This is a genomic window from Pseudomonas fluorescens (genome assembly GCF_000967965.1).
Lineage (GTDB): Bacteria > Pseudomonadota > Gammaproteobacteria > Pseudomonadales > Pseudomonadaceae > Aquipseudomonas > Aquipseudomonas grandcourensis.
Map to the genome: position 1 here is coordinate 42,016 of NZ_LACC01000008.1, position 23,946 is coordinate 65,961.

At 58.2% G+C, this 23,946-nt stretch carries 20 protein-coding genes and 1 pseudogene; 11 read left to right on the forward strand and 10 right to left on the reverse strand.

Going from position 1 to position 23,946, the window contains the following annotated elements:
* Positions 1–156 precede the first annotated feature (156 nt).
* From VC35_RS05315 to VC35_RS05330, 4 genes are all read left to right on the forward strand, one after another.
* Complete coding sequence (locus VC35_RS05315) at positions 157–984, forward strand: fumarylacetoacetate hydrolase family protein (RefSeq protein ID WP_080925268.1); 828 nt, start codon at positions 157–159, stop codon at positions 982–984.
* 32 nt (positions 985–1,016) lie between these two features.
* Positions 1,017–1,904 carry an acetaldehyde dehydrogenase (acetylating) gene (locus VC35_RS05320; RefSeq protein ID WP_046038238.1) on the forward strand — a complete coding sequence of 296 codons (888 nt, stop codon included), beginning with the start codon at positions 1,017–1,019 and terminating at the stop codon, positions 1,902–1,904.
* A gap of 22 nt (positions 1,905–1,926) precedes the next feature.
* Positions 1,927–2,961, forward strand: coding sequence for a 4-hydroxy-2-oxovalerate aldolase (gene dmpG / locus VC35_RS05325; protein ID WP_046038239.1), 1,035 nt, complete (start codon positions 1,927–1,929; stop codon positions 2,959–2,961).
* 292 nt (positions 2,962–3,253) lie between these two features.
* Positions 3,254–4,285 (forward strand): flavin reductase, encoded by a 1,032-nt coding sequence (locus tag VC35_RS05330; RefSeq protein ID WP_046038241.1) that lies wholly within the window; start codon positions 3,254–3,256, stop codon positions 4,283–4,285.
* Between the two features lie 216 nt (positions 4,286–4,501).
* On the opposite strand, the gene VC35_RS28660 is transcribed toward VC35_RS05330, so the two are convergent.
* Positions 4,502–4,867, reverse strand: coding sequence for an NIPSNAP family protein (locus VC35_RS28660; RefSeq protein WP_080925269.1), 366 nt, complete (start codon positions 4,865–4,867; stop codon positions 4,502–4,504).
* Positions 4,868–4,991: 124 nt separating this feature from the next.
* Between VC35_RS28660 and VC35_RS29900 the strand changes: the two are divergent.
* Positions 4,992–5,084 (forward strand): annotated as a pseudogene (locus VC35_RS29900) (GNAT family N-acetyltransferase); the annotation flags it as partial.
* A 114-nt stretch (positions 5,085–5,198) separates the two neighbouring features.
* Here the strand turns inward: VC35_RS29900 and VC35_RS28665 are convergent.
* Together VC35_RS28665 and crcB are read right to left on the reverse strand one after the other, a co-directional pair.
* Positions 5,199–5,540 carry a DUF190 domain-containing protein gene (locus VC35_RS28665; protein ID WP_080925270.1) on the reverse strand — a complete coding sequence of 114 codons (342 nt, stop codon included), beginning with the start codon at positions 5,538–5,540 and terminating at the stop codon, positions 5,199–5,201.
* 14 nt (positions 5,541–5,554) lie between these two features.
* Positions 5,555–5,935: a fluoride efflux transporter CrcB gene (gene crcB, locus VC35_RS05340; RefSeq protein WP_046038245.1), complete on the reverse strand. Its 381-nt coding sequence runs from the start codon at positions 5,933–5,935 to the stop codon at positions 5,555–5,557.
* 515 nt (positions 5,936–6,450) lie between these two features.
* Here crcB and VC35_RS05345 point away from each other — a divergent pair.
* On the forward strand, positions 6,451–7,152 hold the full coding sequence (locus VC35_RS05345) for an EthD domain-containing protein (protein ID WP_046038246.1): 702 nt from the start codon (positions 6,451–6,453) through the stop codon (positions 7,150–7,152).
* Positions 7,153–7,209: 57 nt separating this feature from the next.
* Here the strand turns inward: VC35_RS05345 and VC35_RS05350 are convergent, their stop codons facing one another.
* From VC35_RS05350 to VC35_RS05370, 5 genes are all read right to left on the reverse strand, one after another.
* Positions 7,210–8,208, reverse strand: coding sequence for a 3-hydroxybutyryl-CoA dehydrogenase (locus tag VC35_RS05350; protein WP_046038247.1), 999 nt, complete (start codon positions 8,206–8,208; stop codon positions 7,210–7,212).
* Entirely contained in the window at positions 8,208–9,314 is a 1,107-nt protein-coding gene (locus VC35_RS05355) for an NAD/NADP-dependent octopine/nopaline dehydrogenase family protein (protein ID WP_046038248.1), read from the reverse strand. The genes VC35_RS05350 and VC35_RS05355 overlap by 1 nt, the downstream gene beginning before the upstream one ends.
* Before the next feature lie 96 nt (positions 9,315–9,410).
* Positions 9,411–10,385 (reverse strand): AraC family transcriptional regulator, encoded by a 975-nt coding sequence (locus tag VC35_RS05360; protein WP_046038250.1) that lies wholly within the window; start codon positions 10,383–10,385, stop codon positions 9,411–9,413.
* 85 nt (positions 10,386–10,470) lie between these two features.
* Positions 10,471–11,832 carry a spinster family MFS transporter gene (locus tag VC35_RS05365; RefSeq protein WP_046038251.1) on the reverse strand — a complete coding sequence of 454 codons (1,362 nt, stop codon included), beginning with the start codon at positions 11,830–11,832 and terminating at the stop codon, positions 10,471–10,473.
* Between the two features lie 160 nt (positions 11,833–11,992).
* Positions 11,993–13,243 carry an OprD family outer membrane porin gene (locus VC35_RS05370; RefSeq protein ID WP_046038253.1) on the reverse strand — a complete coding sequence of 417 codons (1,251 nt, stop codon included), beginning with the start codon at positions 13,241–13,243 and terminating at the stop codon, positions 11,993–11,995.
* 817 nt (positions 13,244–14,060) lie between these two features.
* Here VC35_RS05370 and VC35_RS05375 point away from each other — a divergent pair.
* Both VC35_RS05375 and VC35_RS05380 read left to right on the forward strand, forming a co-directional pair.
* On the forward strand, positions 14,061–14,339 hold the full coding sequence (locus tag VC35_RS05375; RefSeq protein ID WP_008001371.1) for a DUF2790 domain-containing protein: 279 nt from the start codon (positions 14,061–14,063) through the stop codon (positions 14,337–14,339).
* A gap of 276 nt (positions 14,340–14,615) precedes the next feature.
* Positions 14,616–15,269, forward strand: coding sequence for a hypothetical protein (locus VC35_RS05380; protein WP_046038255.1), 654 nt, complete (start codon positions 14,616–14,618; stop codon positions 15,267–15,269).
* A 281-nt stretch (positions 15,270–15,550) separates the two neighbouring features.
* Here VC35_RS05380 and VC35_RS05385 read toward each other — a convergent pair whose 3' ends face one another.
* Both VC35_RS05385 and VC35_RS05390 read right to left on the reverse strand, forming a co-directional pair.
* Positions 15,551–15,850, reverse strand: coding sequence for a hypothetical protein (locus VC35_RS05385; RefSeq protein WP_046038256.1), 300 nt, complete (start codon positions 15,848–15,850; stop codon positions 15,551–15,553).
* 348 nt (positions 15,851–16,198) lie between these two features.
* A complete protein-coding gene (locus VC35_RS05390) occupies positions 16,199–16,840 on the reverse strand; it encodes a response regulator (RefSeq protein ID WP_046038257.1) in 642 nt (213 codons plus the stop codon).
* Positions 16,841–17,137: 297 nt separating this feature from the next.
* Between VC35_RS05390 and VC35_RS05395 the strand changes: the two genes are divergently transcribed.
* The 3 genes from VC35_RS05395 to VC35_RS05405 all read left to right on the forward strand — a co-directional run bounded on the left by VC35_RS05395 (position 17,138) and on the right by VC35_RS05405 (position 23,788).
* The gene (locus tag VC35_RS05395; RefSeq protein ID WP_046038259.1) at positions 17,138–22,000 is read left to right on the forward strand and encodes a HAMP domain-containing protein; all 4,863 of its coding nucleotides are present in this window, start codon (positions 17,138–17,140) and stop codon (positions 21,998–22,000) included.
* 117 nt (positions 22,001–22,117) lie between these two features.
* The gene (locus VC35_RS05400; protein ID WP_046038261.1) at positions 22,118–23,251 is read left to right on the forward strand and encodes an ATP-binding response regulator; all 1,134 of its coding nucleotides are present in this window, start codon (positions 22,118–22,120) and stop codon (positions 23,249–23,251) included.
* 258 nt (positions 23,252–23,509) lie between these two features.
* Positions 23,510–23,788, forward strand: coding sequence for a DUF2790 domain-containing protein (locus VC35_RS05405; RefSeq protein WP_046038262.1), 279 nt, complete (start codon positions 23,510–23,512; stop codon positions 23,786–23,788).
* The last annotated feature ends 158 nt before the right edge of the window (positions 23,789–23,946 follow it).

Below are 23,946 nucleotides of genomic sequence, written 5' to 3' on the forward strand. Positions count from 1 at the left end.
GGTCTTCTCAACCCCGGACGCCTCGTCCAGATTGATTACCACGACTCCGTAGTAATGCAGTGATGCAGAAAGAGTGCTGAAACTACTGCATGCGGGTGAGGGCACGCGCCGACACATCCGGCATGATTTGGACAAGCCCGACAAGAGGACAGTCCAATGCCCCCCGTAATCGAACCCACCTCCAGTGCCTCGCAGGAAAAAACGCGACTGCGCCAGCGACTTGCCGAACGTCTCTACAGGGCGCTACGCAATGGCGAGACGATCGAGCCGCTGACCACCACCGATTCGCTGGATATCGAAGATGCGTACCACATCTCACTGGCCATTCTGGAACAGCGTAAAGCCGACGGCGAGCAGGTCATCGGCAAGAAAATCGGAGTGACGAGCAAAGCCGTGCAGGAAATGCTCGGCGTCCACCAACCGGACTTCGGCTTCCTCACCGACCGCATGCATTTCGATAACGATGCCTGCGTCAGCCTTAGCCAGGCCAACCTCATCCAGCCCCGTGCAGAAGGTGAAATCGCCTTCATCCTCAAGCACGACCTGATGGGCCCCGGCGTCACCCTGGGGGATGTGCTGCAAGCCACTGACTCGGTCATGGCCTGCTTTGAGATCGTCGATTCGCGCATCTGCGACTGGAAGATATCCATACAGGACACCATTGCCGACAACGCCTCCTGCGGTGTCTTCGTCCTGGGTAGCCCGCGCGTCTCCCCTGCCGGCCTCGACCTCGCCAATGTCCGCCTGGATATGAAGCGCAACGGAGAGCCACACTCCAGTGGGCTTGGCTCGGCCGTGCAAGGGCACCCAGCCGAGGCCGTGGCCTGGCTGGCCAATACCTTGGGTACCTTCGGCATGCCCCTGCTCGCTGGCGAAATCATCCTGTCGGGATCGCTGGTTCCCCTGGTACCCGTAAAAGCTGGCGACCACTTCGAGCTGACCATTACGGGTATCGGTTGCGCCTCGATTCGCTTCACCGACTGACTCTGCCCTCCCTAGATGCGAGAGAACTGGCCATGACACGCAAAATCAGATGCGCCCTGATCGGACCCGGCAACATCGGTACCGACCTGCTCTACAAACTGCAACGCAGCAAAGTGCTGGAGCCGGTCTGGATGGTCGGGATCGACCCCGAATCCGACGGTTTGAAGCGCGCCCGGGAAATGGGCCTGAACGTCACCTGCGAAGGCGTCGATGGGCTCCTGCCCCACGTCAAGGCCGACGACATCCGGATCGCCTTTGACGCGACCTCCGCCTACGTACATGCCGAGAACTCGCGCAAGCTCAATGAACTGGGCGTGCTGATGATCGACCTCACGCCTGCGGCCATCGGCCCGTACTGCGTGCCACCGGTAAACCTGGCCGATCACTTGGGCAAGCAGGTGCTGAACGTCAACATGGTGACCTGCGGGGGACAAGCGACCATTCCCATGGTCCACGCGGTGTCACGTGTGCAGCCCGTTGCCTATGGCGAGATCGTGGCGACGGTGTCGTCGCGTTCGGTCGGCCCCGGCACCCGCAAGAATATCGACGAGTTCACCCGCACCACTGCCGGCGCGGTGGTCAAGGTCGGTGGAGCCAGGGAAGGCAAGGCGATCATCGTGATCAACCCGGCCGAACCTGCGCTGATCATGCGCGACACCATTCACTGCCTGACCGAAAGCGAACCGGATCGCGAGGCTATCACCCAATCGGTGCACGCAATGATCAAGGAAGTACAGAAGTATGTGCCCGGCTACACGTTGAAAAACGGACCGGTATTCGATGGCAATCGCGTGTCGATTTTCATGGAGGTGGAGGGCCTGGGCGACTACCTGCCCAAGTACGCCGGCAATCTGGACATCATGACCGCGGCCGCCGCCCGTACCGCGGAAATGTTTGCCGAAGACATGCTGAACGCCTAACCACTCTCGAATGGAAATTGCCATGACCTCTTTACGCGGCAAGCAAATCAAACTGCACGACATGTCATTGCGCGACGGCATGCACCCAAAGCGCCACCAGATCACCCTGCAGGAGATGGTGGATGTGGCCACCGGCCTGGACGCAGCCGGTGTTCAACTGATCGAAGTCACCCACGGCGATGGCCTGGGCGGCGCCTCCGTCAATTACGGCTTTGCGGCACACAGCGACGAGGAGTACCTGCGGGCGGTCATCGCGCAAATGAAACAGGCCAAGGTATCGGCCCTGCTGCTGCCCGGTATCGGCACCGTCGATCACCTGCAGATGGCACATGACTGCGGCGTACACACCATTCGCGTGGCAACCCATTGCACCGAGGCCGACGTTTCCGAGCAGCACATCCAGTACGGCCGCAAGTTGGACATGGATACGGTCGGTTTCCTGATGATGGCACACATGCTCGACGCCGACGGCTTGGTGAAACAGGCCAAATTGATGGAAAGTTATGGCGCCAACTGTCTCTACATCACGGACTCGGCCGGGTACATGCTGCCCGAAGACGTTCGCGTACGCATCGACGCGGTTCGCCAGGCGCTGAAACCGGAAACCGAACTGGGCTTCCACGGCCACCACAACCTCGGCATGGGCATAGCCAACTCGCTGGCAGCCATTGAAGCCGGTGCCAATCGCATCGACGGCTCCGCCGCCGGCCTAGGTGCCGGTGCCGGCAACACGCCGCTGGAAGTCTTCAATGCGGTCTGCGATCGCTTGGGCATCATTACGGGCGTGGACGTGTTCAAGCTCGCTGATGTCGCCGAAGAGAAGGTGTTCCCGATGATGGAGCACATCGTCCGGGTCGACCGTGACTCGCTGATGCTAGGGTACGCTGGCGTCTACTCCTCGTTCCTGCTGTTCGCCAAACGTGCCGCAAAGAAGTACGGCGTGCCCTCCCACGAGATCCTGTTGGAACTGGGCCGACGCAAGACTGTCGGCGGCCAGGAGGACATGATCGAGGACCTGGCACTGGACATGGCGCGTGAACGCGCAATCAGCCACTGACGCTGTCAGGTCCCGACATCAGACATCGTTTACCCCTGCCCCCTTACGGGGGCTTTTTTTCCCATGAAATCAATGTCCAGCGCACACGAAATCGCGCAGATCAGGTCCATTTCAATCGACATCCAGCCTGAGCCACAAAAGTCTCGTCCATGCCCGCTTTCCTTGGCCCTCACGCAGTTTTGAAATCACCTCGATATCAACAAACATCGTCCGTTCTGACCATGCTGGAAAGTGCTGCACGTTAGACAATTCAAGCCACAGATACGGCTCCCAGTACCAGAGGAAAACGGGCATGAATGACAACGCACAACGCTCACAAGCCGGCCAGCTGAAACATGGCAGTACCACACTGGATCCCCGGGAGTTTCGCCACGCTCTGGGGACGTTCACCACGGGTGTCACCATCATTACAGCTCGCGACCAGGACGATGCCCCCGTCGGCGTAACGGCCAATAGTTTCAACTCTGTGTCCCTGGACCCTCCACTGGTGCTCTGGAGCCTGGCTCGCAAATCACAGAGCCTCGCCACCTTCGAAAACGCCAGCCACTGGGCTGTGCATATCCTCGCCCACGACCAGGGCGAACTCTCGGCGCGTTTCGCCCGTAGCGTCTCCGGGCCGGAGAAGTTCGACGGAATCGAGTACGAGGGCGGCCTGGGCTCGGCGCCGCTGCTGGCCGGCTGCACCACTCGGCTGCAGTGCCGCACGGCCCATATCTACGATGGCGGCGACCACATCATCCTGGTGGGCGAAGTACTCAAGTTCGACAAGTCCGATACCCCTCCGCTGGTATTCCAGAGTGGCAACTACGCCATCGCCACCAGCACCGCGCAAACCATCATGCCACCTCCTGACGAGGACCCTCGTAACGTCAGCGAAGCCAGCCCCCTTGGCTATTTGCTGGCCAGCGCATACCTGCACTTCTCCGCCAGGACGCAGGAACATGCCTCTGAGCTCAAACTCAACAACATCGAGTACCTGGTCCTCAGTGCACTGGGTACGCGGGAAGGACGCACCTACCACGAGTTGATTTCCCTCGCCGCGTACACCGGACGGGAAGTCGGCCCTGAATCGTTAAACGACCTGGCAGCGAGAGGGTTGATTCGCATCGATGACGAACGCACCTCACCGGACGATGAGGACCACGCGCAAATTTTCCTGACACCTGAAGGCAAGAAAGTCGTCGCTCGCATCATCAGCCAGAGTCAGCAGGTGGAGGAAACGATGATGCGACAGCTCGGAGTCCCCGAGACCATTGCGCTACGTACCCTACTGAGTCGCTTCGTGAGGATCCACAGTCCGCTTATCCCCTATCGCTGGTTCTGAGGCTGTCCCGCTAGCTCTGCGAAAGAAACCTTGATCTCACGGTTCACATCGCTGGAGCTCGCAACACTGAGTCTTTGTATGAACCTGGTACTGAATGCCCAGCATCCGCTGCAATTCACGAATCTGCTTGAGCGCATCGCTCAGCTCGGATGCCGGCACACTGCTTCACCAGCACTGACCGCCGAGAGGCTACCGTCCTGATACTTTTGCCGATGGCTACGCTGATTGAGCATCGGTTTTAGATAGAACTACGGAAGCTCTGACGGCATCAATTACGTCTCGAGTGAGCGCCATAACTGTCGTTGTACTGACTTCAATCCGACTGATAATGTCTGCTCGCGGGCCCTGTTTCCAGGCAGCGCTTGCATAAAAAATATCTTGAGATGCTAGGCGATGGCTCTCGCTTTCATAGGAGCGAATCAGGTGATAGCTGTCACAATCATGTAATGAGCCGCCATAAGAAACGACATCTATGCCAGCTTCCAGGTGAAGCGGAACACTTACATTCTGCATTATTCGATGAAAATCCAATCCCGATCCTGGCTTCAAGGTGTACATCAGGATTTCAATAATTCGAGTCATTCCAAGTCTTCCATGTGGAGTTTCAACGTGAGCATCCGTACATCCCAGCTTACGTTATTTGGCTGGAGTCCAGTTGTGCGGCAGCAGCTGCGTAATCTCACTCGCCCGCTGCGTCGGCAATCGAAGGCTGTCTGTGTGGACGTTCAATGCACGAGCCACGCGCCTGTACACAGAGTTGGGGTTTGAGACACGTGCACTCGAGATGGGAATGCGCGTGCAGGGGGGATTCCCTTCATATGAGCGACCGCAACGGGTCGGTTTCAGCCGGTCGTGGCAGGCAGAAATCGGCCAAAAGCAGGCATCTCCTTGCAGCAATCCATATGCTCACATTTCAACCTGCGCGATCGTCTGGATCAGCCCGCATGCCAACGGCTCCAAATTCAATTGGGGCTTTTATGTAGAACAAGGAAATTTCCTCGGCCTCAAGGCGCTCAAACAAGCGAGTGAACTCTTCTTCAGTAATTGCCAGACGGATCTCGGTTGGCTGATCAGCCAGCTCAAAAAAATGCGAGGAATGCAGTTTTCCCGAATGTCCGAAGCCTTCAATACCGGTTGCCAGAGTGGCTCCACGCAGCCCCATTTCTTTGGCCAGATCGACAAGCCAGTCACCGAGCATTTTTCCATGATGACGGCGGTTCTGTTGGGTAAAGAAAATCACCAGAAACCCTTTCATGACTGATCACCTCTTTAGCGTGTGCCAAATTGAAACGAGAGAAGCCCTGCGGCAGTCATCACCAGTGAGCCAGCGACGTGGAGCGATATGGCACCAATCGCCCAAAACAATCTGCCCTCCTGAATCAAGGTGACAGTTTCAGCTGAGAACGTAGAGAAGGTTGTCAGCCCCCCACAGAAGCCGGTGATGATCAGTAGTCGCCATTCGGGACTCAGCGATGGCGTTGCTGCCAGGAAGGCAATCGCTAAACCGATGATGTATCCCCCAACCATGTTGGCAATCAGGGTGCCCGGCGGAACAGTTGGGAACAGGGCATTGAGTTTGATACCCAGCAACCAGCGTAACCAGGCTCCAAGTGATGCGCCGATAGCGATAACGAGCAATGACTTCAGCATAGCTGCGCGTCTCCTATCGGCATGAACAGGCGAGAAATCTCTGACAACTGGATGAACAGATGGGGGATGAACGGGGAGATTGAAATCACGATCCTGTCCTAAGTTGGAGGACAGGGCGACATACCTACGCACCCTGTCCAGGGTTCACGTAGGCATCATCAGCATCAGGCTATCAGGCGTGTCATCGACCACCAGCAGGGTCGGCGGACTGTAATGACGCTGTTCGGCACTCATGACGGGTGGCCCCCTTGCCGGAAATAGACATCCCGAGGCAATACTTCCACTGTCGCCCCGGCGCAAGAGAGCTTAGCTGCTGTTCTCCAGGGCTGCCCGGCGTCGAGCCCGAACCTGAAGCCTCAGCCATTGCCCTCATATTGCGGGTCAATAGTCTGTTTGAGGTATTACCCGGGGCTGCCCTTGATTGACTATGACGCCGAGGATTTTCGGTCATCCGGATGCACCAGGCAGCACGACCGCTGCGCCATCCATCAACCGCAACGAGGAGCTTGATAGCTGTGGAAAAAGTCATCTATCTGCTGTGGCGTGATACTCAAGTCAGTCCTGATACCTTCGCCCGTCGCCTGCGCAGTGAGGTCGCCGGGCAATTGCAGGCACTCGGTGCCCGTGGTGTGCAATTGAACCTGGCCGATGCCGATGTGCAGCCAGCCGCCGGCCTGCGCCAGGAAAACAACCGGCCATTGCCCGATGGTAGCCTGTCGCTGTGGCTGGACAGTGCCAACGGGCCGGCTCGTCTCCCGTTCGACCAATTGATCAGCGCGGCAACCGCGCGCATGGCCGCCTACCTGGTCTGCGAGTCGGTCGCCATCGCCAATACTCGCTTCCCTGCAACACCCGGTGAGCGTACCCACGGGTTTGCCCAACTGGCCCTGCTGACCCGCCCTCCACGCCTGACCCCAGAGGCCTGGCTGGACATCTGGCGCAACCATCACACGGCAGTGGCCGTGGACACGCAAGCCAACTTCCAGTACGTGCAAAACCTGGTGGTGTCGGCACTGACCCACGGCGCCCCACGGATCGATGCCATCGTCGAAGAGTGTTTTCCGCCAGCGGCCATGACCGATCCCATGGCCTTTTTCGATGCGGCGGGAGACGAAGCAAAATTCCAGCGCAACCTGGCGGCGATGATGGACAGCTGCAGCCACTTCATCGATTTCGACAAGATCGACGTGCTGCCCACCAGCCAGTACTGTCTGTAGGAGCGGGAAATCGTCATGCGTGAAGCGTGTCAGGGCCCAGCCTCCGGGCCCTGATGCTCAAACCTGCTTCAAGGCGCCATCGAACGCTGGCGTCAATCCCGACAACTCCAGCTTGCGCACAAAGTCGCCGAGGCGCTGCTGCTTGTAGGCGTCCACGTCCATGTCTCGGTAGTCGTAGAAACCCTGGCCATCGCGCAAGCCATTGCGGCCGTTTTGCATGTTGTCGGCGATCACCTGTGGCGACTCGAAGCGCGGTGACAGCGCTCCACTCAGGTAACGCGAGGCGTAGTACAAAATGTCGCCGCCGCCCCAGTCGATGAACTCAAGCAGGCCCAGCACCGAGAAGCGCAAACCAAACCCGACGCGTACCGCCGTGTCGATATCTTCTGCGCTGGCCACGCCCTCTTCCACCATCCGTGCGGCTTCGTTCATCACCAATGCCTGGATGCGCGGCACGATGTAGCCAGCCACCGGATTGCACACCACGGGCACCTTGCCGATACGCTTGAGCAGTTGCAGCAACCGTTCGACCACCTGCGGGCAGGTCGCTTCGCTGCGGCTGACTTCCACCAGCGGCATCAGGTACGCCGGATTGAGCCAGTGCGCGTTCACAAAGCGCTGCGGCTCACTGACCATTTCGCTCAACTCGGTGACCAGAAACGTCGAGGTGGTCGACGCGATGATGGTCGATGCCGGGACATGCTCGCTGACCCAGGCGAAGGTCTGCTGCTTGACCGCGATGACTTCCGGTACCGCTTCGAACACCAGGTCGCACTGGCGCAAAGCTTCTACGGCCTCTGATCTGGATTGCAGCGTCAACCGGGACAATGCGATGTCCGCCTGTTCCAGTTGGAGCACGCCGAGTCTTACCAGCATCTGCAATTCGCTGCGGATGTTGTTGCGCACACGCTCGAAGTAGCCGTGCCGCTCTTCCTCGGCGCGATCCTTGATATCGATGAGGGTCACCGGCAGGCCCGCATGGATGAACGCCAGGGCAATGCCCTCGCCCATCCGGCCAGCGCCGACCACGCTGACTTGGGGCAGCGCGGCGTTCATCAGTTGTAGCCCTTGGTCAGCAGTTCGGTCATCTGCGCCCGGTTCAGCGTGGCCAGACCGAGGTTTTCCAGGGTGCGGCCCTCGGCGTAGAGATCACGACCCGCGACGACCGAGGCAATGCTCAGCAAGCCCTGCGCCACCGGAGTCGGCACACCGGCCCAGCGGCCGACGGACACCAGGAAGGACAGGCCCAGGCGGGTATCTTCGAGCATGTAGCGATGTTTCTGCAGGTCGATGTCTTCGCGCCAGTCACCGCTGTCGGTCAGCTTGCCGTGGGCACCGCGACCGTACATCCACTCATCGCCTTCGGTGGTGTTGTAGTGATCGGCCAGCGGGAAGTGCGGCGCGCCGTAGGTCAGTGCTTCGCGCACGGCCATGCGCTCGGCATCCAGTTGGTTGGTCACGCGACGAATCGACGGTTGGGTGCCTTCGTTGTGAATGTCCCAGGCCTCGAAATGCTCCAGGGGACCTGCGTTCATCATGATCAGCGGCGGGTGGATGATGGGGCCGGCGTTCATGAGCGCACCACTCAGGGCATCTTCAATCGGCTCGACGCTCGGGTAGGCTTCACGCAGCACCGCAAAAGCATGCTCGGACAGATTGCTGGGGAATACGCCGGTCGGCAGGCGGGTGGCGTAGCCGCTGATCACCAGGTCGCTGGCGCCGTGTTTGCGTACCAGGTACGGCAGCGTGCCGGTTTCAGCGAAGGCAACCTTGCTCCGGTTGCCCGCATCGGCCATGGCCTTGGCAAACACGAAGCTGCCGAAAGTGCCCGGCGGCAGGAACACCACCTGACCGTCGTGCAGGTGCGGCGCCACGTGTTTGGCCAGGTCTTCGTGGGAGGTCGACGGCAGCGGGATGATCACCAGTTGCGCATCGCCCAGGGCTTCGGCCAGGTCGTCGGTGAACGACAGCTTGTCGCCCTGCTTTCCGACGGACAATTTGCGAGTGCCCTTGTAGTCCTTGATGGTCAGGCTGCCGATGGCCAGCAGTTCCTTGAGCGCGGCGGAGTCTCTACGCCACAGGCGGGTCTGGTGCCCCTTTTCAGCCATTTCGACAGCAGCGGCGTAACAGCCGTGACCACCACCCAGCACAGTAATATTCATGCAGATACTCCTTTTTGTTAGAGACTCGATCCTATCGAGCCGCACCGCCACAGACTCATCCGATTGCGCAGCCGAATGACGGATTGCGCAGGAGTCTCAGTGCTTCTGCCGCCGCAGTGTGTCCGACGGCAGACAGCCATAGCGATGCCGATAGGCGCTGGAGAAATGCCCGAAGCTGTTGATGCCGTGTCGCAACAGGATATCGGTGACGGTTTCACCGGCCCTGCCCTGTTTGAGCGACTCGTGGATCACCGCCAGGCGCCGGTCGCGGATGTACTCGACCGGCGCCTGCTGGAGAAACTGGTTAAAACCGTTCTGCAAGGTGCGCACGGAGACGCCACACAGCTCGCTCAAGGTCATCAGGCTGATCGGTTCGTCGAGGTGTTCCTCGATGTAGTCACGGGCCTTCTTCACGTGGTGCGGCAGCGGCGCGCGCGAATCGATCAACAGATCCGCCGAGTAGTTGTGCGGCAACTGTGTGAGCAGCAGTTGCATCAGGTATTCGGACAGGCCGCTGGCGAGGCGCGAACCGTCCACGCCGCTGCCGTACAACCGGCAAATGTAGTCCAGGGTGTGATAGAGGCTGACGACGCCGGCCCCCAGGTGGTCGACGCTGACATCAAAGATCACCGACTGCCGCAGGCTGCGGCCGAGCAGGCGTTGCAGTTGGGTCTCCAGGGCATCACGGTCGACGCGCAGGATCAGGTTGCGGCACTCGCCATCGGTGACGATGCGGCTTTGCGCGAACGGCGAGGAAACGCTCAGATAGCCCGACTGCATCGCCGCGCTGCGCCGCCCATGGGCAACCTCGCAATGCCCCTGCAAGGTAATGCGAAACAGGTACTGATCGGCAATGTCGCCGATGGTGATCTCCACCGGTGCGCCATAGCGCAGGTCGAGCAGCGCCGAATCGCCGAAGAATACGCCGTTGAGCCGAGTGTAAATGGGCTCGTCACGCAGCACGTTGAAGCTGTGCGGGCACAGGTATTGGCTGACCTTATCCTTGATCTCGCGGTAATCGGCCGAGCTGAGCAGGCTGTGCCGTTCCAACAGGTGTACATCATTCAACATCAAGGGTTCTCCTGACCTGGAGCACCTCGGCCCCGCTCCCTTTAACAGGAGCGAGGCCGGGGCGCCGATCGTGGACTATGACCAATCAAGCCCGGGTTGGGTGCTCACGGGCATAGCTTTCGCGGAAATGACGGCAACCACGCCATAGTAGAAGTACGGTCAACGCCGATGCGCCACAGATCACCAGCGACATCGACGACCCCACCGCCGCGGGCGAGCCGAAGTAGCGGTCGGTCAGCAGCGCCACCAGCGTAGTGCCCAGGCCCAGACCCAGCAGATTGCTGATCAGCAGGAACACGGCCGAGACCTGTGCGCGCACCTGGTTCGGCGCGAGGATCTGCATCGCCGCCGTGGACGCTGGCATCGGGAACGAGGCGAAGAACATCGCTGGCACCAACAGGGTCACCGACAGCCACAGTTGATCGACTTGCGGGAACAGCACGGCCGGCACCGCCATGCCGAGGGCACCAATGACGCCAGTGCGCATGGCAGCGTCCTGATGACCTTTCTTGGCCAGATAATCGGTGAGCCATCCACCGAACAGTACCCCGGCGGTGTTGGCCACCAACAGCACGGTGCCGAGCATGTAGCCCGCCTCCATCGGTGACAGGCCGAACTTGCGGATGTACAGCGCCGGGCTCCAGCTCATCAAGCAGAACAGGGCCATGGCGTAGAACGAAAAGCCCAGATAGTGACAGGTGAAGGTGGCACGGTGGCGGCCGAGAAAACGCAAGCCATCGCTCATCGCGACCTTCTTCGCCCGCCCCTGCGCATCGACCTGCAGCCCCTTGCGCGCCGGGTCGCGCACGGTGAGCCAGATCAACAGGCCGACCACGAGACCGGGCAAGCCGACGATGAAGAACGCCAGCTGCCAGGCCTTCATCGCACCGAGAAAGGCGACCTCGATGGTGTTCATGTCCTTGAGCATCGCGATCACATAGCCGCCCACCAGGAAGGCCAGGCCACCACCGACGAACGAGCCGATCGAGTAGATGCCCACTGCGCGGCCGAGTTTTTCCTTGGGGAACATGTCGCTGAACATCGAGTAGGCCGAAGGCGACAGGGCCGCTTCGCCGACGCCGACGCCAATGCGGGCGAGGAACATGTGCAGGAAGTTCTTGCTCATGCCGCAGGCGGCAGTCGCCAGGCTCCAGAACACCACGCCGACGGCGATGATCTTCGGCCGGGAAAAGCGGTCCGCCAGGTAGGCGATGGGCATGCCCATGAAGGCGTAGAACAACGAAAAGGCCAGCCCGTGCAGCAAGCTGAACTGGGTGTCGCTGATCTGCAGGTCGGCTTTGATCGGTTCGATCATCAGCGCCAGAATCTGCCGATCCACAAATGAAAAGATGTAGGCGATCATGCACAAGCCGACCACGTACCACTCGTAAATGTAGGTTTTCTTCTTCTGCCGTTGCAGGACCGCGTTATCGACCTGGATATTCACTAGTGTTTGCTCCTCTTGGAATCCGCTCATGCGCGCAGCGCGCCGGGTGACGGTGCACAGCACACCGACTGGGAAGTTGCGGGGCAGATGTAAAGGACAAAGGGTTCGAACATGGTCAGGCCTCTTATTGTTATGGGGTCAAACTCTGAATGGACCGGGCTTACCAGAACTTCCAGGTGTAGGTCGTGGCGACACGGAATTCGTTGTAGTCGTAGCCGTACTTCTGTTTCACATCGATGTTGCGCAGGTCCAGCCCCAGGCCTTGCAGCGCCCCGCTCTGTACCACGTAGCTGAGCCCCAGAAAACGTTCGCTTTCCTGGTTGTCGCTCAGGTTGTTGCCACGGTTCCAGTTGGTACCCTTGATGTAGCGGGTGTAGAGCTTCAGCCCCGGCATGCCCATCCCGGCAAAGTCATAGCTGTAGCGCGCGCCCCAGGACTTTTCACCCGGGCGGACAAACCCCAGGGACGACCAGTGCACCAGGTAAGGTTGCGGGATAAAACCGTTCATCGTCGGGAACACGCTGTCACCGAGCATGCGCTGGTAACTGAGGCCAAACATGTGGGCGCCTTTGAGCAAGGTGAACAAGCCACCGTAGGAACGGTTGTCGATCTCACCGTTCAAGGCATTGCCATCTTCATTGTTATTGAAGTAGCGCAAGTCGGTTTTAAGTTTGTAGCCATTACCCAAGTCAGCCATATGCATCAGGCCGAAATAGTGTTGCTGATAAATATCGTGCAACACGCCATAAAAATAACTGGCTTGCAGGCTCTTGGTAATGTCGTAAGTTGCGCCGCCGAAGTCCAGGCCGTCACTGTCGAGATTATCGGTGGAGCCAAACTTGTACAGTTTCTCGTGGTTGGAAGATTCCCGTGTCACGGCAGACCAGAACCGGCCACCGGTCATTGTCAACCCATCGACTTCCTTGGACTCGACCACCGCCCCTTGATAGATCGTATCCAGTTGCCGACTGGTGTCATCGTACGCCACCGGCAATTGTGGGCGAAGGTCACCCACCTTCAACTCGGTCTTGCTGTAGCGCATCTTGAAGGTTGCACCGGCGCGACTGTAATCATCGGCCGTCTGCTGGTCGTGGACGCTGAAGGGCAGCGACCCGTCGTTGCCCGACGAATCCAGGCGCACGGCGTATTGCGCATCCACATCAAGACCGATCGCCAGGGCCGTATCGGTGTAACCGGAAGTAAACTGCGCATCGAAACCCTGAGACCAACTATGCACTTGCGAAAACGGCGCATTGGTATTGGTGTAGTTACGGTGCAAGTAGAAGTTGCGCGTATCCACCTTCAAGTGACTGTCATCAACAACATCGGCATAGGCTGCCAATGGCGAACAGATAATTCCCAACACGCTGGCAATACCGAGCCCACGGCAAGATTGTTTTACCTGAAACATCTAACTTCTCCACATCTGTATGTGCTGGGCACTGTATTTATAGGAGCAGATTTGAACTAAAAACTAAAAATGCCGGCAGCCGAACACCGAGCCTTCTTGCGCAGGAAGGCGGATTGCATCAGGGATATAAAGGACGATGGGTTCGAGCATTGTCAGGCCTATTGTTGTTATGGGGTAAAACGCCAGGCGGGCTCAATGGAACAGTCCGCCACGACGACACGCCTCCTGTCTACCCAAGGTAAGCCAGCAGGCGCCGCGCCGATATCGAGATGAACAGCATCCGTAGGGGGGAAAACTTCAACCCGGCTAAAGGTTTCCCTTAGTCGACTCAAAAGCGCAGGGCACACAGTGGGAGATGGCAAGCCTGTATTGCATAAGCCTTCCTTCAGCGAGGTCTTGTTGTTGGATGGGCCCTAAACTAGCGATTGCACTGCCCGCCAACCTCCCCGATTGCGCAGGCGATTCTCCAATTGCGCAGCCTGATGCAGACAGCCTGAGCACTGCCGCCACGGTGCAAACTGCGTATCGTCGAAGTACAAGCCAACTACAGCCTGGTGCCCTGCCTGAAAGCATGATTCACCTTGCGTGAAAATCAGTCATGACATGTCATGACCTCCTTCAGAAACGGACTTTGACCAACAAATACGGGGGTTAAAGGACGAATGGTCGAGAGGCGTCAAGCGCGGGGAATTGCCGGGAGTTTGCAGCCACTACAGGCTTTTCAGGCGGGCACGTTCGTCGCGGTGAAATGAACTTCACTTTCACCACGTGTCACATTAGGTCCTTGTCAAGCAAACGTCAGTGGAGGTACAGCCTTATGAGCATGGCCACAATCGTCAGTGCAGTGATTTCCAGTCTCGCACCCAGTGTCTTCGACCAGAACAGCCTGCAAGAACCCGGCGCGCATGTCTCCGCCGTCGAATACCACTACGGAATGGAGATCGATGTGAAGCGGGTATTGCAGCGCACCGATACATCCGACAAGACCGGCGTGGTACCGGTGACCCTGGTCTACGAAGACAGCGAAGGCGAGGTTCACAAGATCCGTTTCCTCGAATGGGGTGGAAGCCCCGCCGACCCAACCAGCATTGCCTGATCAACCAGTCGATCGGGTTCCGGGCCTCTCAGCCCCCCAGAAGCGGAAGTTAAACCTCATATGCACTTAGTGCGGATGATGTTTTTTGTTACCTGAAAATGGACATGATCGAATGACTAATAGTTCATTCGCGAAACTCACTATTATCTTGACGGCATAATGTCGCAAGATTAACTGATAACAATTGCTGGATCTAAATGGCAGTCAGCAACGGTAAATCCCAATCAAGCCGTGCCGAAAGCCAAGTTGATTCACTATTGAAGCCAAGAGGTCACCATGGAACTTAGTATGTTCTCTTCGTCCACCGTGGAATATGTGCGTTTGGGCGTTGTATATTTTCATCTTATCGCCTGCTGCGTTGCAATCGGGCTGGTTTTGACCAGTGATATTGCAATGGTCAAGCAACTCCTGAAGGGGGATGCGTCAGGTCACCAAGATGACGCGCACATGGAAAGCCTTCAAAAAACCGTATCGCTTGCACTGGTAGCGCTTTGGATTACGGGCATTGGCATTGTCGGGATCGATTATGCCGGCAAGGGGATGGAGTATTTCCTCAATCCAAAATTGCAAGCCAAGATTGGCATCGTTGTGCTGCTGACCTTTAACGGCTACCTGTTGCATAGCGCTGTATTGCCGGCGCTGAAAAAAGCCGGTTCGTTACTCAAACTCTCCTTCAGCCTGCGCATGCTGGCGCTGTTCTCCGGCGCCCTCTCTGGCGTGTCGTGGTTCTATGCCGCCATGCTGGGTGTTGGTCGTCCGCTGGCCTGGAAGTACTCGCTGGTGGAGTTGCTGGCAGCCTATCCGGTTCTCATCGTCGGCGGCTTTGGGGCGATGGTACTGCTCACTGCCTGGGCAAAAGACAGAGACACCGAAGCGCGTAAGGAGCAAGGCACCTGGTCAGCAGGAAACGCCGCCCTGGCTGGATGGTGAAGCCAGGTTGAACAAGGACGTTCAGCTTTAGCCAGTAAATCCCGCTGTTAGCAGTTCACACAAACCCGGCTGACAGAAGTGTGCAGCCTCTAGCCTCGCTGGTAGCACCCAAGGTGCTGCCAGCGCCGGTTTGACCAAGATCCCGCCTACACCCAATCCAGTGTGTTGAATCCGCCTCGACAGCACGAGCATTATGCTCCGTCGCCTCAGATCCTTTCGCTTATCCCAATCAATAATGCCGCGCGCCTGGAACTCGTCCGCTAACCTCGGATGATAGGCGTCTATCGCTTGCCCTTAATACAGACTACGGAAAGATAAGCACCCCAAAGAACACCACACAGGGCAAGTATCAGCTCCGGATTGAAAATGCTCTGATCGACCGGCGCCACCAGGAGTTCGCTATAAAGGCACATGGCGCCCGCGATCAACGCAATAAAGTAGCCGGTCCGGGTTCTGGTCCGGCGCAACAACAGAACTTTTTTCAGACCCTCGTCTTTCCATTCCTGAAGGGGCATGAGTTGGATCTCCTCCAGCAGCACCACACCCCACAGCAACGCACATAACCAATAACCTATCATCATGACGTCCTCTAGTTAGAACATTGATTCAACATGAATGCAGCGTGTACTCCTTGCTCAACTTGCGAATATCGATTCCGGAGTCTTTTCTGACTCTTGAAAATGGCTGTACAAGACGTTGACGAAGACAATTCCATTGAGCGGACGAAAATTTGCCGAGAGGTAAATATGCTTGATTGGAACAGACCCCGCTATCGACGTTAGCAGGGCTTCCTTGTGGCGATATCGGCCAAGCGCTTGTAGTGATTCCACTACAAGCGGGCTGGATCCGGCGAAGCTGGGCATGTGCCGCAGAGTGTGGAGGATGCCGAGAACGGTTGAGTGGCCCGGCTGCGTCGATGGCTGGGTGTTCTAAGTCAACAGGCCGTTTTCGAGTGCATAGCGGGCGAGTTTCGCGTTGCTGTCCATCCCGGTTTTTTCCAGGATACGTGCCCGGTACGTCGTGACGGTACTCGGGCTCAAGTGCAATATCTGAGCGATGCGCACAATCCTCTCGCCTGAAGCGAGGAGCTTCAGTACTTCAAGCTCCCGGTCGGATAGCGCTTCGTGGGGTGCCCCGTCGCCTCTGCCGATAGCGTTGACCAGTTTTTCTGCCAGCTCAGGACTGACGTGCTTGCCGCCTGTGGCCACCTTGCGAACTGCCGTAACCAGGGTGGCTGCGGAAATATCCTTGGTGAGGTATCCCGCTGCGCCGAGCTTGATCGCGCGTAACGCATAGGCCTCGACCGAATGCATGCTCAGCATCAGAACGGCGAGCTTGGGTTTCTCTGCACGCATGAGCTTGAGGAGCTGGAGGCCGGTCTTGTCGGGCAGCTGAATATCTACCAGCGCCACGTCGAAATCCTGCTCCCGGACCAGGAGCATTGCCTCTTGTGCCGTCTCTGCTTCACCCGTAACGTCGATCTCGCCGGCAGTCTCCAACATGCGTCGCACGCCATTACGCACGATGCTGTGATCATCCACCAGCAAGACTCTGATTTTGTGGTCAACCATCTGTATTTTCCATTCACCAGTGGCCAGCAAGCCATGGAATCTGCTGCAGCGTTTGACGTTAGCAGGCACAGAGCACACTTGCACTTTTGCCTCAGGCGTTAGTGCTCACTTCTCCGGACAGCGGGTGCAATCGGTTGGAACGGCCTGTTCCCGGTCAATTTCCCCAGAATCCGGGGCATTGCGCCAACCTTGCTAATATTTCGTAAGCCAACGCTCGGTTTTCAGCATGGTCAATACTGCAATGCCGGCTCCTGCATGACGCCTTGCGCGTGGCATCCATCTTGACTGGACATAGACATGGCCACAGTGACGACACCGATCGAAGTTTTCGACATGAAGACGTTGCTCAGAGCGCTGAAGGCGTTGCGCAATGGTGACTTCACCACGCGGATGCCGGAAGACTGGACCGGCATGCCGGGCAAGATCGCCGACACGCTCAACGAGATCATCGACATGGCGGCCGACACCGCCACCGAATTCGAACGGGTGGCGCGACTGATCGGCAAGCAGGGCAAGGTCGATGAGCGTATCCAATTGCCGATGATGAAAGGCTCATGGCAAAAGATCGTCAACTCGAGCAATGCGCTCACCAGCGACCTCATCAGCCCGATGAACGAGATGATTCGCGTTATCGGCTCGGTTGCCGACGGTAATCTGAGCCAGCAGGTACCACCGGTACTCGACGGCCTGAAACTGCGGGGCCAGTTCCTCAAATCCGCCAGTATCGTGAATACCATGGTGACTCGACTGGGCTCCTTCGCTTCCGAGGTCACCCGTGTGGCGCGCGAAGTCGGCACTGAAGGGATTCTCGGTGGGCAGGCCAATGTCAAAGGGGTGTCCGGCACCTGGAAAGACCTGACCGACTCCGTCAACGACATGGCCGCCAATCTGACCACCCAGATGCGCAACATCGCTTACGTGACGACCGCGGTGGCCAAAGGCGATCTGGGCAAGACGATTACCGTCGAAGTCCGGGGTGAGATTCTCGAGTTGAAAAACACCATCAACACGATGGTCGGCCAGCTCTCGAGCTTCGCTGCGGAGGTGACCCGCGTGGCGCTGGAAGTCGGTACCGAAGGCAAGTTGGGCGGTCAGGCGGAAGTGCGCGGCGTATCAGGCACCTGGCGCGACCTGACCGAATCGGTCAACGGCATGGCGGCCAACCTGACCACCCAGGTGCGCAACCTCGCACAGGTGACGACGGCGGTGGCGCGCGGCGACCTCGGCAAGAAAATTACCGTTGAAGCCAAGGGCGAAATTCTGGAACTGAAAAACACGATCAACACGATGGTCGACCAGCTCTCCAGCTTCGCCTCGGAAGTGACACGCGTCGCGCTGGAAGTCGGCACCGAAGGCAAACTGGGCGGACAGGCCGAAGTGACCGGCGTGTCCGGTACCTGGAAGGACTTGACCAATTCGGTCAACGGCATGGCGGCCAACCTGACCACCCAGGTGCGCAACATTGCCGACGTGACGACGGCAGTGGCCAACGGCGACCTGTCACGCAAGATCACAGCCGAAGCGAAAGGTGAAATTCTCCAACTCAAGGAAACCATCAACACAATGGTGGACCAGCTCTCGACCTTTGCCGACGAAGTGACGCGCATGGCTCGCGAAGTGGGGACTGACGGCAAGCTCGGTGGCCAGGCCAGGGTGACGGGCGTCGGTGGAACCTGGAAAGACTTGACCGACTCGGTCAACAGCATGGCGGCCAACCTGACCAATCAGGTGCGCAACATCGCCGACGTGACGACGGCGGTGGCCAAAGGCGACCTGGGGCGCAAGATTACCGTGGAAGCCAAGGGCGAAATCATGGAGCTGAAAAACACCATCAACACCATGTTGGACCAGCTCAATAGCTTTGCCGCCGAAGTGACGCGGGTGGCGCGCGAAGTCGGCACCGAAGGCAAGCTCGGGGGACAGGCACAGGTGCAAGGCGTGTCCGGCACCTGGCGGGATTTGACCGAAAACGTGAACTTCATGGCGGCCAACCTGACCAGCCAGGTGCGAGGCATCGCCAAAGTGGTGACCGCAGTAGCCAACGGTGACATGAAGAAGAAACTGACACTGGAAGCCAAGGGCGAGATCGCCGAACTGGCCGACACCATCAACGGTATGACCGATACGCTGGCGTTGTTCTCCGATCAGGTGACCTCGGTGGCGCGTGAAGTGGGCGTCGAGGGCAAGCTGGGGGGCCAGGCCAACGTGCCGGGTGCGGCCGGCACCTGGCGCGATCTGACCGACAACGTGAACGGTCTGGCGGCCAACCTGACCAATCAGGTGCGCGCAATTGCCGACGTGGCGACTGCCGTGACCAAGGGCGATCTGACCCGTTACGTGGAGGTGGAAGCAAAGGGTGAAGTGGCGGAGTTGAAGGACAACGTCAACGAGATGATCCGCAACCTGCGGGAAACCACGCGGCAAAACGCGGAGCAGGACTGGCTCAAGAGCAATCTCGCGAAATTCAACCGTCTGCTGCAGGGCCAGCGCGATCTGGCGGCAGTCTCCAAGATGGTGCTGTCTGAACTGGCTCCGCTGATCAACGCCCAGCACGGTGTGTTCTACATGATGAACGAGAGTCCGCCCGATCCTGCGAAACTCAAACTGCTGTCCGCTTATGCGTACAAGGGCAACATCAATGTGAACGATGAGTGGCGGCTCGGCGAGGGCCTGGTCGGGCAATGCGCCTACGAGAAGCGGCGCATCCTGCTGACCGATGTACCCGCCAATTACGTCGCGATTTCATCGGGACTGGGTGCGGCCGCCCCGCTGAATATCATCGTGTTGCCGATCCTGTTCGAGAACAAGGTCAAGGCCGTCGTCGAAATGGCGTCGTTCACGCGCTACAGCATCATTCATCAAACCTTCCTTGATCAGCTTGCTGAATCGATTGGTATCGTGCTCAACACAATCGAAGCCAATATGCGTACCGAAGAACTGCTCAAGCAGTCGCAATCCCTGGCGCAGGAGTTGCAAAAGCAACAAGAAGAATTGAGACAGACCAACGAGGAACTGGGGGACAAGGCTGGACTGCTGGCGGAGCAGAAAGCCGAAGTCGAGCGCAAGAACCGCGAAGTCGAAATCACCAAGCTGTCGCTGGAGGAGAAGGCGGAGCAGCTGATGCTGACCTCGAAGTACAAGTCCGAATTCCTCTCCAGCATGTCCCATGAGCTCAGAACGCCATTGAACAGCTTGCTGATCCTGGCCCGGCAGCTCAGCGACAACGCGGAACACAATCTCACGCCCAGGCAGGTCGAATATGCCAAGACCATCCGTAGCGCGGGCAAAGACCTGCTGGAGCTGATCGACGAGATTCTCTATCTGTCCAAGATCGAGTCGGGCACGGTCACACTGGATCTGAATGAAGCGCTGTTCGCCGATCTGCACGACCAGATCGAACGCACCTTCCGGCCGGTCGCCGAAAGCCGGGGCCTCACCTTCACGATTGAACTGGCGCCTGCCCTGCCCCCCGTCATCCGGACCGACGAAAAGCGCCTGCTGCAGGTGGTCAAGAACCTGCTGTCCAACGCCTTCAAGTTCACTGAGCAAGGCAGCGTCAAGATCAGCATCGAACCCGCTGTGTCCGGGTGGAGCGTGGATAACAGCGAACTCAATCGTGCCGATGCGGTGGTCGCCTTCGTGGTCACCGACACCGGCATTGGCGTATCTGCCGGCAAGCAGAAGCTCATCTTCGAAGCGTTCCAGCAAGGAGACACCGGAACCTCACGAAAATACGGCGGCACCGGCCTAGGCCTGTCGATCAGCCGCGAGCTAGCACACCGGTTGGGCGGTGAGCTGCGGCTGATCCCCGGTGAGATCGGCAAGGGCAGTACTTTCGCGCTGTACGTGCCCTTGCGTACACAGGATACCCAGCGTCAGACGCTAGACGAATCAACGACAGAGGCAGTGCCAGGGCAAGTCAGGCGCGATCTCATGTCGAGCCCGTCTGCTCAGATACCGGACGACCGCGAGTCTGTCCAACCCGGGGACCAAGTGCTGCTGATGCTCGAGGGCGACGCCCGATTCGCCAGCATTCTGCTCGAGGCCGCGCACCAGAAGGGGTTCAGGGCTATCGTCACGACCCGTGGCGCGGATGCACTGGAGCTGGTCGAGCGCTTCAAACCCGCCGCGATCACCCTGGACCCGGGCCTGACGGACATCGATGGCTGGTCACTGCTCGAACAGTTGAAGCGCAATTTCGCCACGCGTCACATCCCGGTCCAGATCATCTCGACCGCTGACGACCACACACGCGGGCTGCGCTATGGTGCTTTCGACTATCTGCTCAAGCCGGTCACAGCCGAGGAGATTCAAAATGCGCTGGTCGGCATCGTGGCATTCGCTCGGCGCAAGACCAGAAGCCTGCTGCTCGTCGACGGCAACGATGGGAGCCGCGCCCGCATCCTCGATCTGCTCGGCAACACCGACGTGAAGATCGAAACGACCGCCAGCGACGTGGAAGCCTTGAAGAAACTGGCAAAGAAACGCTACGACTGCATGGCAATCAATCTCAAACTGCCCGACGCATCCGGCATCAGCTTTCTCGAGGCACTGCAGGAAGACCATGCTCTGCGTGAATTGCCGATCGTCGCCTATGGTGCAGAGACACTGAGCAAGCCGGAACACGAGCGTTTCAGGACACTGCTCGGCAAGGGCGTCATCAAGGCCGTTGAGTCCCCCGAGCGCATACTCGACGAAACCGCGCTGTTTCTACACCGTGTCGTAGCCAGGCTGCCGCAGACCCAGCGCAGAATGCTGGAAAAACTCTATGAGGGTTCGGATAGTCTGGAGGGTAAAAAGGCCCTGGTGGTCGACGATGACGTGCGCAATATCTTTGCCCTGACCAGCGTGCTTGAGTGCAACAAAATGCTGGTGGCCACAGCCGAAAACGGCCGAACCGCCATAGAACTGCTGCAGCAGCAGCCCGATACCGACATCGTGCTGATGGACATCATGATGCCCGAGATGGATGGCTTTGAAACCATGCGCCAGATCCGTACATTCAAGAGATTTGAAACCCTGCCCATGATTGCGCTGACGGCCAAGGCGATGATGGGTGACCGTGAAAAGTGCATCGAGGCAGGAGCCTCGGATTATGTCAGCAAGCCGGTGGATACCGACCAACTGCTGTCACTGATGCGCAAATGGCTCTATCGATGACGCTGTATCGCGCTCATTGCGCGACAGCAAAGGTGGCAAGGTGCGCAAGGCCGGCTCGATGTTACCGGTGTTGCCGTAACGCCAAGAGGCGCTAGCGCAAACAGAAGTGGCATAAACATGCAGCAGGAACCTCCGGTATTCAATGAGAGCGCCCAGGTGCGGCACCCGCTCCCGCCTGATGGCGTGCCGGCATCCGTGCTGCTGGTGGATGACAATCCCGCCAAGCTTACGGCGCTCGCTGCGGTGATTGCCGACATGGGCCTCGATATTGCCACGGCGACGTCCGGGCGCGAGGCGCTGCGCCTGCTATTGCAGCGCGACTTCGCCGTCATTCTGCTCGACGTAAAAATGCCGGTGATGGACGGTTTTGAAACCGCTGCACTCATTCACGGCCGCCCGAAGTCGGCCCACACGCCCATTATCTTCGTCACAGCGGAGGCCGACACGGATTCCGAGCGTTTCCGCGGTTATACGTCCGGCGCAGTGGATTACATCTTCTCGCCGATTGTGGCCGAGGTTCTTCACGCCAAGATCCGGGTCTTTGTCGACCTGTTCTACTTGCAGCGCAAACTGACGATGCAGGCCGAAGAATTGCTGCAATCGAAGCTGCAGTTGCGTGAACTGGCCTCCTATCAGGAGCACATAAAGGAAGAAGAGCGAAAGCGGATCGCTCGCGACATCCATGACGAGCTGGGACAGAGTCTGCTGGCGTTGCGAATCGATGTCTCCATGTTACAGACGCGCACCAGTACCCTGCACCCCAAGCTCAACGAAAAGGTCAGCGATGCTCTGAATCAACTCGATACAGCCATCCGCAGTGTCCGCAGTATCATCAATGATCTCCGGCCACCCGTACTCGATCTGGGATTGCAGGCAGCGATCGAGTGGCAACTTGAAGAGTTCCGGCAGCGCAACGCGATCGATTGCACGATGTCGGCGAAAGATGAAAATTTCCGTTGCGATCTGAATGAAAAATCCGCCACGACTCTGTTCCGCATCGTGCAGGAATCGCTGTCGAATATTGCCCGGCACGCGCAAGCGACACAGGTGCATATCGAACTTTCCAGGGAGAGTCGCCGGCTTTACCTGCAGATCAAAGACAACGGCGTAGGCATGACGGATCGCAAAAAATTGAACTCGTTCGGGCTGGTGGGAATGAAGGAACGCATCAGCATGCTGGGAGGGGAATTCACGATCGACAGCGCACCGGACAAAGGAACGAAATTAATGATATCGCTGCCACTCGACTGACCCGGATGGCACTGCTTCACCTTGCGTGAAAATCCGTCATGACATGTCATGACCTCCCTAAAAAAACGGACTTTTGCCAACAAATACGGGGTTTAAAGGACGAATGGTCAAAAGGCGTCAAGCGCGGGGAATTGCCGGGAGTTTGCAGCCACTACAGGCTTTTCAAACGGGCACGTTCGTCGCGGTAAAGTGAACTTCACTTCCAAGACATGTCACATTAGGTCCCCGTCAAGCGAACTTCAGCAGAGGTACAGCCTAATGAACATGGCCACAGTAGTAAGTGCCGTGATTTCCAGTCTCGCACCAAGCGTCTTCGACCAGAACGGCCTGCAAGAGCCCGGTGCGCATGTCTCGGCCGTCGATTACCACTACGGAATGGAAATCGATGTGAAACAAGTACTGCAGCGCACCGATACATCCGACAAGACCGGCGTAGTACCGGTGACTGTGGTCTACCTGGACAGCGAGGGCGAGGTTCACAAGATCCGTTTCCTCGAATGGGGCGGAAGCTCGGCCAATCCCGCCAGTATTGTCTGATCCACTCGCCGATAGAGTTCCGGGCCTCGTCTGCCCACCCCAGAAGCGGAAGTTAAACCTCATATGCACCCAGTGCCGATGATGTTTTTTGTTACCTGAAAATGGACATTATCGAATGACTAAAAGTTCATTCGAGAAACTCACCGTTATCTTGGCGG

What these genes read in the sequence shown, in the direction of transcription:
- VC35_RS05315 (WP_080925268.1), top strand. Translation starts at nt 157, where the DNA reads ATGCCCCCCGTAATCGAACCCACCTCCAGTGCCTCGCAGGAAAAAACG.
- VC35_RS05320 (WP_046038238.1), top strand. Translation starts at nt 1,017, where the DNA reads ATGACACGCAAAATCAGATGCGCCCTGATCGGACCCGGCAACATCGGT.
- dmpG (WP_046038239.1), top strand. Translation starts at nt 1,927, where the DNA reads ATGACCTCTTTACGCGGCAAGCAAATCAAACTGCACGACATGTCATTG.
- VC35_RS05330 (WP_046038241.1), top strand. Translation starts at nt 3,254, where the DNA reads ATGAATGACAACGCACAACGCTCACAAGCCGGCCAGCTGAAACATGGC.
- VC35_RS28660 (WP_080925269.1), bottom strand. Translation starts at nt 4,867, where the DNA reads ATGACTCGAATTATTGAAATCCTGATGTACACCTTGAAGCCAGGATCG.
- VC35_RS28665 (WP_080925270.1), bottom strand. Translation starts at nt 5,540, where the DNA reads ATGAAAGGGTTTCTGGTGATTTTCTTTACCCAACAGAACCGCCGTCAT.
- crcB (WP_046038245.1), bottom strand. Translation starts at nt 5,935, where the DNA reads ATGCTGAAGTCATTGCTCGTTATCGCTATCGGCGCATCACTTGGAGCC.
- VC35_RS05350 (WP_046038247.1), bottom strand. Translation starts at nt 8,208, where the DNA reads ATGAACGCCGCGCTGCCCCAAGTCAGCGTGGTCGGCGCTGGCCGGATG.
- VC35_RS05355 (WP_046038248.1), bottom strand. Translation starts at nt 9,314, where the DNA reads ATGAATATTACTGTGCTGGGTGGTGGTCACGGCTGTTACGCCGCTGCT.
- VC35_RS05360 (WP_046038250.1), bottom strand. Translation starts at nt 10,385, where the DNA reads ATGTTGAATGATGTACACCTGTTGGAACGGCACAGCCTGCTCAGCTCG.
- VC35_RS05370 (WP_046038253.1), bottom strand. Translation starts at nt 13,243, where the DNA reads ATGTTTCAGGTAAAACAATCTTGCCGTGGGCTCGGTATTGCCAGCGTG.
- VC35_RS05375 (WP_008001371.1), top strand. Translation starts at nt 14,061, where the DNA reads ATGAGCATGGCCACAATCGTCAGTGCAGTGATTTCCAGTCTCGCACCC.
- VC35_RS05380 (WP_046038255.1), top strand. Translation starts at nt 14,616, where the DNA reads ATGGAACTTAGTATGTTCTCTTCGTCCACCGTGGAATATGTGCGTTTG.
- VC35_RS05385 (WP_046038256.1), bottom strand. Translation starts at nt 15,850, where the DNA reads ATGATGATAGGTTATTGGTTATGTGCGTTGCTGTGGGGTGTGGTGCTG.
- VC35_RS05390 (WP_046038257.1), bottom strand. Translation starts at nt 16,840, where the DNA reads ATGGTTGACCACAAAATCAGAGTCTTGCTGGTGGATGATCACAGCATC.
- VC35_RS05395 (WP_046038259.1), top strand. Translation starts at nt 17,138, where the DNA reads ATGGCCACAGTGACGACACCGATCGAAGTTTTCGACATGAAGACGTTG.
- VC35_RS05400 (WP_046038261.1), top strand. Translation starts at nt 22,118, where the DNA reads ATGCAGCAGGAACCTCCGGTATTCAATGAGAGCGCCCAGGTGCGGCAC.
- VC35_RS05405 (WP_046038262.1), top strand. Translation starts at nt 23,510, where the DNA reads ATGAACATGGCCACAGTAGTAAGTGCCGTGATTTCCAGTCTCGCACCA.